This window comes from Neisseria sp. S1, from assembly GCF_048060015.1.
GTDB classification, from domain to species: Bacteria; Pseudomonadota; Gammaproteobacteria; order Burkholderiales; family Neisseriaceae; genus Neisseria; species Neisseria arctica.
Genome location: NZ_JBLUPI010000013.1, coordinates 42,810 through 52,960 on the forward strand (window position 1 = coordinate 42,810; position 10,151 = coordinate 52,960).

At 47.2% G+C, this 10,151-nt stretch carries 12 protein-coding genes; 4 read left to right on the forward strand and 8 right to left on the reverse strand.

Annotation, left to right across the window (positions count from 1 at the left end; all coding sequences use genetic code 11):
• Nucleotides 1–203: 203 nt before the first annotated feature.
• Together ACEPPX_RS09855 and ACEPPX_RS09860 are read right to left on the reverse strand one after the other, a co-directional pair.
• Nucleotides 204–725, reverse strand: a complete 522-nt coding sequence (locus ACEPPX_RS09855) for a cytochrome b/b6 domain-containing protein (RefSeq protein ID WP_047760584.1) — start codon at nucleotides 723–725, stop codon at nucleotides 204–206.
• Between the two features lie 238 nt (nucleotides 726–963).
• Nucleotides 964–1,230 (reverse strand): PepSY domain-containing protein, encoded by a 267-nt coding sequence (locus ACEPPX_RS09860; protein ID WP_416623871.1) that lies wholly within the window; start codon nucleotides 1,228–1,230, stop codon nucleotides 964–966.
• A gap of 256 nt (nucleotides 1,231–1,486) precedes the next feature.
• Here ACEPPX_RS09860 and ACEPPX_RS09865 point away from each other — a divergent pair, with 256 nt between their 5' ends.
• From ACEPPX_RS09865 to ttcA, 4 genes are all read left to right on the forward strand, one after another.
• On the forward strand, nucleotides 1,487–3,097 hold the full coding sequence (locus ACEPPX_RS09865) for a phosphoethanolamine transferase (RefSeq protein WP_416623872.1): 1,611 nt from the start codon (nucleotides 1,487–1,489) through the stop codon (nucleotides 3,095–3,097).
• A gap of 165 nt (nucleotides 3,098–3,262) precedes the next feature.
• Nucleotides 3,263–3,757, forward strand: coding sequence for a YbhB/YbcL family Raf kinase inhibitor-like protein (locus ACEPPX_RS09870; protein WP_416623873.1), 495 nt, complete (start codon nucleotides 3,263–3,265; stop codon nucleotides 3,755–3,757).
• Between the two features lie 189 nt (nucleotides 3,758–3,946).
• Nucleotides 3,947–4,198 carry a glutaredoxin family protein gene (locus ACEPPX_RS09875; protein WP_416623893.1) on the forward strand — a complete coding sequence of 84 codons (252 nt, stop codon included), beginning with the start codon at nucleotides 3,947–3,949 and terminating at the stop codon, nucleotides 4,196–4,198.
• A 177-nt stretch (nucleotides 4,199–4,375) separates the two neighbouring features.
• Nucleotides 4,376–5,317: a tRNA 2-thiocytidine(32) synthetase TtcA gene (gene ttcA, locus ACEPPX_RS09880; RefSeq protein ID WP_416623874.1), complete on the forward strand. Its 942-nt coding sequence runs from the start codon at nucleotides 4,376–4,378 to the stop codon at nucleotides 5,315–5,317.
• A 218-nt stretch (nucleotides 5,318–5,535) separates the two neighbouring features.
• On the opposite strand, the gene ACEPPX_RS09885 is transcribed toward ttcA, so the two are convergent.
• The 6 genes from ACEPPX_RS09885 to ACEPPX_RS09910 all read right to left on the reverse strand — a co-directional run bounded on the left by ACEPPX_RS09885 (nucleotide 5,536) and on the right by ACEPPX_RS09910 (nucleotide 10,011).
• Nucleotides 5,536–6,195: a YczE/YyaS/YitT family protein gene (locus ACEPPX_RS09885; RefSeq protein ID WP_416623875.1), complete on the reverse strand. Its 660-nt coding sequence runs from the start codon at nucleotides 6,193–6,195 to the stop codon at nucleotides 5,536–5,538.
• A gap of 211 nt (nucleotides 6,196–6,406) precedes the next feature.
• On the reverse strand, nucleotides 6,407–7,099 hold the full coding sequence (locus tag ACEPPX_RS09890; RefSeq protein ID WP_416623876.1) for a hypothetical protein: 693 nt from the start codon (nucleotides 7,097–7,099) through the stop codon (nucleotides 6,407–6,409).
• Nucleotides 7,096–8,058 (reverse strand): FAD:protein FMN transferase, encoded by a 963-nt coding sequence (locus ACEPPX_RS09895; protein ID WP_416623877.1) that lies wholly within the window; start codon nucleotides 8,056–8,058, stop codon nucleotides 7,096–7,098. Before ACEPPX_RS09895 ends, ACEPPX_RS09890 begins: the two co-directional genes overlap by 4 nt.
• A 22-nt stretch (nucleotides 8,059–8,080) precedes the next feature.
• A complete protein-coding gene (locus ACEPPX_RS09900) occupies nucleotides 8,081–8,335 on the reverse strand; it encodes a hypothetical protein (protein ID WP_416623878.1) in 255 nt (84 codons plus the stop codon).
• Complete coding sequence (locus ACEPPX_RS09905) at nucleotides 8,328–8,750, reverse strand: PepSY domain-containing protein (protein WP_416623879.1); 423 nt, start codon at nucleotides 8,748–8,750, stop codon at nucleotides 8,328–8,330. The genes ACEPPX_RS09900 and ACEPPX_RS09905 overlap by 8 nt, the downstream gene beginning before the upstream one ends.
• Before the next feature lie 205 nt (nucleotides 8,751–8,955).
• Nucleotides 8,956–10,011: an NADP(H)-dependent aldo-keto reductase gene (locus tag ACEPPX_RS09910; RefSeq protein WP_416623880.1), complete on the reverse strand. Its 1,056-nt coding sequence runs from the start codon at nucleotides 10,009–10,011 to the stop codon at nucleotides 8,956–8,958.
• Nucleotides 10,012–10,151: the final 140 nt, after the last annotated feature.

Sequence of the window (10,151 nt, forward strand, 5' to 3'; positions counted from 1 at the left end):
AAATACTTCCTCCTCGGGAAATAGTGTTGTGGTATGCGCTGTATATTGGGCTTCCTGTGGATAAGTCAATTATTGGAAATGTTAAATTTTGTATTTCTGTGGATAATTTTATTTGTACGTTGATGCGTCCGAATAAGATAATAATGCCGTCTGAAAAGGTTTTCAGACGGCATACATATATGAAGCAAAGAAAAAAGTTTAATTTAATCGGGAAGGTTTTTATTACCCGTAATCATGGCTCGAACCAAATTTATTTTACCGATGTATGACATCAGAAGGGCGGCGGCAACGTGTAAGACAATTAATGGAATCAGGCTATTTGCCAAGGTTTCGTGCAGTTCTTCTATCATTTCGTCACCCCAAAACATATCGGTTCCCATCATATATCCCGTAATGCCCAAGCCGATAATAATGCCCCACAAGGCCAACATCATTAATGCGCCGAAAGGGTTATGGCCGGGATGAGGATCGGGTTGGCGGTTTTTTAATATTTGCCAGTGAGCACGCAGGCGGGAGGGGGTGGGCCAAAAGTCGCTGAAGCGTGCATGCCGGCTGCCGATAAAACCCCAAATAACACGGAAGCTGACAATGCCTACCGCGGTATAACCGATAATTTGGTGGATATCGCTGCCGCTTTCGGTAACGGCAAGGTTGGCTAATATGCAGGCGGCAAGTGCCCAGTGGCAGATACGGACGGGAAGATCCCAAACTTTAACGGTACTCATGGTTGGCTCCTATTTGAAAACCTTTTATATGTAATAGCTTGCGAAAGAAATTTGTTATATGGGCAAGCGGTAAAGCGTAAATATTTGATTTTTATTTGCAATCAATCAAGATAAAAATACTTTCGGATATTGTATTTTTATTTTGAGAAACTGGATTTTGGTCGGTTGTAAAAGTATGGGCTGGGGGGCTAATAAGGCCGTCTGAAATTTCAGGCGGCCTTTTGACTAATTGGCGGTATTAATCAATTTCGCTTTTTACGGCTTTGCCGGTTTTGGTATCGAAATAAATTTCTACTTTTTGGCCTTGTTTGTTTTTGCCGTAGATTTCATAGCAATTGTCGCTGGTTTTGAATTTTTTAATGGTATAGCCTTGATCTTTCAATTGCTGTTGGAATTTAGCCGGCGGAATTTGTTCGCTTTGGGGGTGGGCTGTGCATTTTGCAGAGGCGAACGCAGAAACTGAGGCGGCTACGGCCACCAGGCCGAATAAGGTTTGCTTAAACATGGTACTTCTCCTTGATGGGGTTGGAATCAGCGTTTTGCTGTGAGGCTATTTAAACAAAGGCTTCTTAAGACAAACTTAAAATCAGACTATTTTTGAAAGACAAAATATTTTTATACTTAATATATTGTAAATAAATGGATTTTATTTTATTTGGGTATTTTGGAAAGAAAGGTTTTTTTGTTAAGGATTGCTTAATTTTACTTTGATATAATTAAAACCATTTGACATAACAACTACAAAAAGATAAGGAAATTTTATGCAGATGCGTTTGACCGCAAACCGTGCCGTATTTTTATTTTGCTTGTATTGTATGCTGGTATTCAATATAGGTTTTTGGCAGGGAGTATGGGTAAAAAGCGAATCCACGGCAGGGCATGATTGGCTTTTACTGGCTACAATGCCACTATTTATTTTGGCGGCCATGAATTTTTTAATACAGCTTTTGTTTTGGCCGAAGGTGCACCGCTTTTTGATACCGCTTTTGTTAGTGCTTGGTGCGGGTGCATCTTACGCCATTATGGTACAGGGTATTTATTTCAATTCGGATATGATTCAAAACCTGCTGCAAACCACGCGTTCCGAAGCTACTGCATGGCTTTCGGTTAAGTTTTTCGGCTGGGTATTGCTGACAGGGGTTCTGCCTGCTGCTTTGTATGCGCGCTATGGCAAAATCAAATCCGATTTGAAGTGGCATAAAAAGCTGATGTGGCGTTTGGTCAGTATGGTTGTTTCCATATTGGTTGTAGCGGCGATCGCGGCAGTGGCATATCAAAACTATGCTTCGTTTTTCCGTAACAACAAAGGCATTAACCATCAAATCGTGCCGACTAATTTTATCGGTGCCAGTTTTAAAACGGTTTATAACATTTATGATTCGCACCGTCCGTTTGAGCAAATTGGTACGGATGCTACGCGCGAGCGTACACCGGGCGAGCGCAAACGCCTGCTTGTACTGGTAGTGGGCGAAACCACTCGCGCGCAAAACTGGGGATTGAATCCCGGCGCTCCGGACACCACGCCCCAGCTGAAGCAAATGGCCGATGTAGTGAACTATACCGAGGTTTCTTCGTGCGGTACGTCTACCGCCATTTCCGTACCGTGTATGTTCTCGCGCATGAACCGTAGCGATTACAACGGTAATAAAGCCAAGCATCAAGAAGGGTTGATGGATATCTTGCAGCGTGCCGGCCTTTATACCAGCTGGCGGGAAAATGACGGCGGCTGCAAGGGCGTCTGCGACCGTATCAAGCATATGGATATCCGTGAGTTGGCCGATAAAAGCCAGTGTGGTAGCGAAGGTTGTTTGGATATGTCGCTGTTGAACGGTTTGGAAAAAGAAATTCAGGAGATGCCGGGCGATGGTGTCATCGTGCTGCATACGATGGGCAGCCACGGGCCGGCTTATTATCAGCGTTATACTGATGAGTTCCGTAAATTTTCACCGACTTGCGATACCAACCAAATCCAAGACTGCAACAATACCGCTTTGCAAAATACATATAACAACACTATTGTTTACATCGACCATATGTTGGCTTCGAGCATAAATATGTTGCGCAAACAGCAAGATAAATCGGTAGCATTGTTGTATTTGTCTGACCATGGCGAGTCTTTGGGGGAAAAAGGCATGTACCTTCATGCGGCTCCGTATGCGGTTGCACCACCGGAACAAACCCAAATTCCGATGATTTTTTGGGCAAATGAAAATTGGTACGGCGATATGAAGGTTTCAGCCGCCTGTATGCGTGAAAATGCCGGCAAACCCTATTCGCACGATAACTTGTTCCACTCCGTACTCGGGATTACCGATGTGAAAACCGAAGAGTATAAGCGTGATTTGGATATGTTTGCCCAGTGCCGTTCATAATTAAGCAGGAGCGAGGCCGTCTGAAAATTCAGGCGGCTTTTTATATTGAAAGATAGGGTAGTAGTTGAAAATTATCATATTTGCCAATAAGCTTACGCAAAGGCGGAGTCGGCGGTATTCCGCATTGAACAACAGCCCGTCAGGGCATATAGCAAGGAGATGCATATGAGCCAGGTGTTTACACTTTCCAGCCCCGAATTTACCGAAGGCGCACTGTTAGACAGCAGTTATCAGGCAGATCGGGACAATCAGTCGCCTGAACTGCACTGGCAGGGTACTCCCGAAGGTACGAAAAGTTTTGCCGTTGCTATGCACGACCCTGATGCGCCTACAGGCGGTGCGGGTTGGTGGCATTGGATGCTGGTTAACCTGCCTGCCGATATAGTCGCGTTGCCGCGCAACTCGGGCTCTGCCGATGGAAAAAACTTGCCCGAAAACGTCCGCCAGTTGCGTAACGACGGCGGCAATCCGGGCTATATGGGTTGCTACCCTCCGGTGGGAGATCCCGCACACCGTTATATTTTTACCGTATATGCTTTAAACGTAGAGCACTTGGATTTGCCTGAAGATGCTACTACCAGTTTGGCCGGTTTTATGGTTAATGCGCATACCATCGGTAAAGCAAGCCTCAGCGCACGTTATGCGCGCGAGAGCGAATAAAGCCTGATCCAAATTGCCGTGCCGCTCCGAATCGGAGCGGCTTTTTTACATTTTGGGGCGTAATATGGGCGGCCGTTTTGGCGAATACCGTAATATAAATTGTTATATGGGGCATAGTGTTTTGTCTGCGATATAATGTCTGCTTTCAGACGGCCTTATCTTTAAGCATAGAAAATGACAAACCAATCTTTGAATTTAACATTAATGTTTCGTGAATATTGCAGCCTATGCCACAAAATGAAGGATGCTTTGGAAACTTACCGGCTGCAATACGGCTTCGAATTGGAAATTATCGATGTCGACGAAAATGCCGAACTGGAAGAAAAATACAACGAATTGGTACCGGTTTTGCTGTACGGCGATCGGGAAATCTGCCATTGGTTTTTAGACGAAAACGCCTTACGGGATTTTTTGGATAATTATAGAAAAGGCAATATTTAAAATGAAATGCCGTCTGAAAATTTTCAGACGGCATTTCATTCTTTCAAAGAGTTTTTTAAAGGCCGGATAGCAGTTGGGAATAATAAGGTTTTTCTAAGCGGTATTTTCAGACGGCCTTAAAACATCTTCACGCCGTTTCGGGTATAATCCGCCCTTACTCTCGAAAGCTTGTGAATTATGTCTAAAAAACCGAAACACGAACTGGAAAACAATAAATTAAACAAACGCCTGCGTCATGCCGTAGGGGATGCCATCAACGATTTTAATATGATCGAAGAGGGCGATAAGATTATGGTGTGTTTGTCGGGTGGAAAAGACAGCTACGCCTTATTGGATATCCTTCGCCAGTTGCAAGCCAGCGCGCCGATTAATTTTGAATTGGTAGCGGTGAATCTCGATCAAAAACAACCTGGTTTTCCCGAGCATGTGCTGCCTGAATATCTCAGCTCTATCGGCGTACCTTTCCGTATTGTCGAAGAAGACACTTACTCCGTGGTAAAGAGGGTGATTGAAGAGGGAAAAACCACTTGCTCTTTATGCAGCCGTTTGCGTCGGGGCGTGCTTTACCGTGTAGCTAAAGAATTGGGCGCGACTAAAATCGCACTAGGCCACCACCGCGACGATATCCTGCAAACAATGTTCCTAAATATGTTTTACGGTGGCAAGCTTAAGGCCATGCCGCCCAAGCTGGTGTCGGATAATGGCGAACATATCGTAATCCGCCCGTTGGCGTATGTAAAAGAAAAAGATTTGGAGCGTTACGCGGAATTAAAACAGTTTCCGATTATTCCGTGTAATTTGTGCGGTTCCCAACCCAATTTGCAACGGCAAGTGATTAAAGAAATGTTGAACGAATGGGACAAAAAATTTCCCGGCCGTATCGAAAGTATGTTTTCAGCTTTACAAAATGTCGTTCCTTCGCATTTGGCAGATACCGAACTTTTTGATTTCAAATCGTTGGAGCGCGGCCAAGCTTTAAAACATGGCGGTGATTTGGCTTTTGACCGGGAAAGCGTGCCACAGCGTTTTTCCACTGCGGAAGATGAGGATACTATCCGGGTAGATGGCGTTCCGGCGAAAAAAGTTATTAATATTTTGGCCAGTAAGCCGAAAGAGTAAAAGCCCAGCCGATAGGCGGAAGCCGTTACAGCATTAAATTTTCTATTGATTAAAAATGCCGTCTGAAATATTCAGCCGGCATTTTTTGCAAAAGGAAAACAAATACATTCGAAAAAATTTGTTTGCCAAACAGATAGGGTGATTTTTATGGTTTGGCAGCGGGCGTTTCCCAATATATCCCGTATGTGTATACGCCGTTTGGCCAGAAGATCGTATGCCTATTCCGAATGGCACCCGGTGTTGTAATGTCGTGCTAAAAACTGTAGGGCTGCTTGTACCACCCAGCCGACGCCAAAGGCAAACAACAGCGTACCCAAGCCTACCGCTCCGCCCAGCAACCAACCGACCAAGCACACGCCGCCTTCGATCAAAGTGCGTACCAAACCCACGCGCCAGCCGCTGACTCTGCACAAACCAACCATCAAGCCGTCTCTCGGGCCAGCTCCTAAATAGCAGGTGAGGTAGAGTGCCGAGGCAATGCCAACGATGGTTACCCCCGCCACACAGACTGCCAGCTGCTGCCAAAAACCGTGAACAGGTTGAATATATTGGACAAAAATACCAAGCGTTGCCGCAATCACCAATATGTTCATTATCGTACCCAAGCCGGGGCGTTGGTGTAGCGGAATCCAGGCCAGTAGCACCGCCACACTAATCCAAAAAGTTGTCCAGCCTAAATGGATGCCGGATGAGGCAGAAATGCCTTGTGCAAGTACCGTCCACGGTGTAGAACCGAGTTGGGCAGTAACAAGTAGCCCTTCTCCGATACCGAAAAGAGCCAGCGAGAGCAGTAAAACAGTGAATGGCTTAGCTGAAAATTCCCAAAGATGGTTTGCCGACCATGGTGTGCGCGGCAAAACTCTGCCGTTGTTTTTCATTGCGTGTATTTCCCTTTTTTCTTAGTTTTTTGATTATATATAATATTTTATGTTGATGGAAATTTATTGCATACTGAATATTAAGAAAACCAAAGGGCTCTTAAAGATTATTTTAAAAATGCCGTCTGAAAACTTTCAGACGGCATTTTTGCTGCGAATCACGGCTTTAAAATGGAATATTTCTAGCACTGGGGATTGTTTTCGGCAGTGATTATCCGGCAGATACTTTGGCAGACTTGGGTGTCTTGCGGTTGTCTGCAAACATGGTCAGCAGCCGGTAAGTGGAAAAGATACCGATTATTAAATTAGGAACGATATAAACTGCCATAACCCAAGTTTTGTGGCTGTCTGTGCCTGAAAGAAGACCGTGGGCCGTAATCAAAACATAGGATAGAAATGCCAAGGGATGAATCCATCGCCACAAAGAGCCATGCAGGTGACGGCGCAGGTAATGGGCGGTCATAATCAGGAGGCCGATGTAAAAGCCGCACTGCCCCAAACCTATCCATATTCTTAATTCGTGCGGCAGGGCAAAAGGCAATAGTAAGTCGTAGATGCCGGGACGGACATAGTTGTCTCCCAAGAGAACCAGTGCGTGAAAAAGTGCCAGTGCCAGCCCCAGCAGTGCGGTGAAATCATGCAATGCCATTGCAGTTGGCGCGAAATTGGCAGCTTTGGCGGCACGGCTCGACAGCAGCAGGCCGAATAACACGCTCAAACTCATGGAAAAATAAGCGGCTAGCCCTGATGAACGTGAGAGTAGCCAATAGCCCGGGGCATCGGAAGAGAGGGATTGGGCGAGGGGGAGGGCCCACTGGGCGGAAACCGCTATCGCTGCGGCAGTGCCGATAAGGGCGGCAGATATGATGGTAAACCAAGGTATGGGTTGTTGCGTGGTATTCATAGTGTTGTTTCCAAATGGCGATCAGGCAGGGCAGTGTGCGGTGTGTGCAGCCAATCGAAATTTCCGCTTGTTTGCCAACCTTGCGTTTCGCTGTACCAGCAGGCGGATAGATTGTTTTTGTCTGCCAACCAATGTTGCGCATCAATACTGCCAAGTATGACGAGTGTTTTGGCTGCGGTTTCTGCTTCAATGATATTGGGTGCGGTTACAGTGGCGCAGGCAATATCGCTTTGTGCGGGTAATCCGTTGGCGGGGTTGATAATATGATGCTGTATTTGGCCTTGCCGCTGCCAGCGGCGATAGTCCCGTCCGGAGGTAGCGACGCAGCCCTGCTGCAAATAGAAAGAAGCTGCGGTTTTTTCTTGATTTATCGCATCGATAATGGCAATCGGCCAGCCCGGCTGTGTTTCAGGTGTGCCGGATATGGCAATATCTCCTCCGGCGTTTACCAATACCGCACCATATCCGGCCAAACGGTTGGCGGCTTGTTGCGCGCTCCACCCTTTTGCTGTACCGCCTAAATCAATTTTTGCGCCATGTAATCGGATACTACGGGTATCAGAGCAGCATTCGATATTTTGCCAATCGGAGCAGGGGCGGGATTGCGGCCATGTAAATACGGCATCGGGGCAGTTGTATCGGGCGGCTATTTTTTCGAATGAAATATCATATCCGGCATGCAACAAGGCAGGTAGTACGGTGGGCGTAACCAAGCCGTTGCTGTATCGCGCCGCGTAAAGCGCCGCTTGTAAGGCCGCCCATAAATCCTCGCTTGCATAGCCGCCACCGTTTCGGTTGAGGCAGTTCAGCTCACTGTCGGGTATGAAACGGCTCAGGCGGTTTTCCCATTCGGCAAACCACCGGGGTGCTTTTCTCAAAGCCGCTTGTGCGCCGGTATCGGCAGATTCCAGCAGTATTTGCACGGTACTGCCCATCGCACGAAATTCTATTTCCAACATGGCTTTGTCCTGTTTTCATAGATTAGCGTGAAGAAGAGGTATAAGCGACCGGCACGGTTTCATATGTCCGTACGATAGGGGTTTGGTTATCGGGTAATTGGGCAGATGAAACTTCTCGCAAGGATGCTGCTGCGGTAGTTTGTGGCGGGGCTGTGTTTACGGTAGTTCCACTATCGGTTGCTTGTTCTGCCAACAACATCCCCCATGCACCCAATACGCCTGATACCGAGGCGGCAATCAAGCCGGTTTTAAACCAAAGTATGCGGTTATCAGCCATCGTCTCTCTCTCCGTGTTCGCCTTCGTCATCGTCATCATGATCGCGCTCGTATTTTCGTGCGTATTGTTGGGGTGGCGGCGCGGTATTAAGGGCGGCGGGAACGGATAAAATTTGTTTGGTTGCAGCATCAACATATACCAAACCTTGCTCGGTGCTAACTTCGTATGCCGCACGTCCGTCGAATCGGACTGCTTGCGGTTGCCCGCTGATACGGCTCGCAGGGTAGGTTTGCTGTACGATTTGCAGGGCGGCCGAGGCATCATTGGGGATGGCGGCAGTTTGTACGGGTGCGGTTGGAGTTGTTGTATCAGCTTTTGCCGTAGCGGGCGATTGCATGGCAGTGCCGATTCCGGCCAGCAATACTGTTACGAATACACCCAGCAGGATGCTGGTAAATAAGGCTTTTCGGTTCATAATTAGGGTTTCCTTTGTACCGGGCGGCAGGCAGTATTTTGCCGCGTTATGGAAGCCAGCATAAACGGATTGGATTAAGGGTAGCTTAAATCTTGGAAAATAAAGAAAATCTATAATTGAGAGCCATATGGCAGGGTATGAAAAATGCCGTCTGAAAAGGTTTCAGACGGCATTGTCATATTATTTTAAAGAGAGGCTGATTTGATTACGGGCAGGGATTGCTTATCTCTGCATGTACTTTATCAATTTCCGCTAAAACATCATCACTCAAGATGACATTAACGCTGTCGATATTTTCCCGCAATTGTTCCAATGAAGTGGCTCCGATAATGTTGGCGGCAACAAAGGGGCGGCTGTTGACGAAAGCAAGGGCAAGTATGGCCGGAGTGAGCCCGGCGGCCTCGGCAATTTGGGCATAGCGTTCGGCAGCGGCAATGCCTTGGAGGTTGTTGTAACGTTGGAAGCGTTCGAACAGTGTGAGGCGTGCGCCGTCGGGGCGATTGCCGTGACGGTATTTACCGGTCAACCTGCCGAAAGCTAATGGCGAATAGGCTAATAGGGGAATATGTTCCCTTAGGGAAATTTCTGCCATACCGACCTCATAGCTGCGGTTTAGTAAGTTGTAGGGGTTTTGTACCGATGCAACTCGCGGAGAGCCGGGTAAAGATTCATGTGTACTGAGATGTCGCATCACGCCCCATGGTGTTTCGTTTGATAAGCCGTAGGCACGGATTTTGCCTTCCCGAACTAGTCCTTGCATGGTTTCGACAATAAGGGTGAAGGATTCGAACCGCTCGTTTTCATCCGGCTTGGCAAAACCCAGTTTGCCGAAGAAATTAGCTTGCCTGTCGGGCCAGTGAAGCTGGTAAAGGTCGATATAGTCGGTGTTTAGCCTTTGCAAACTGGCATGACAGGCCTCGATAATTTGCTGCGGGGAAAAGTCATTACTGCCGCCGCGGATATGGCCGCCGACATTGTTTAGCCCGACCGGCCCCGCTATCTTGGTTGCCAATACAAAATCATCGCGTTTGCCGCGGGCTTGAATCCACGAACCGATGTATTGTTCGGTGGTAGCGTAGGTTTCTGCTTTGGGTGGTACGGGATAGAGTTCGGCAGTATCGATAAAATTTACGCCTTGCGAAAGCGCATAATCGAGTTGCTCATGCGCTTGGGCTTCGGTATTTTGCTCGCCCCAAGTCATAGTGCCGAGACAGATTTTGCTGACTTGGATGCCGGTTTTGCCGAGCTCATTGTATTGCATGGTGTTCTCCGGGTTATTTAGCGGCGGCGTTGTTGCACTTTACGGCTGATGTGGCTTACGGCTTTTTGAACCAGATAGGCAACAACAATTTGTTTGATTCTTCGCATTAACATAGCGGTATCCTTAAGAAAAGATAGGAA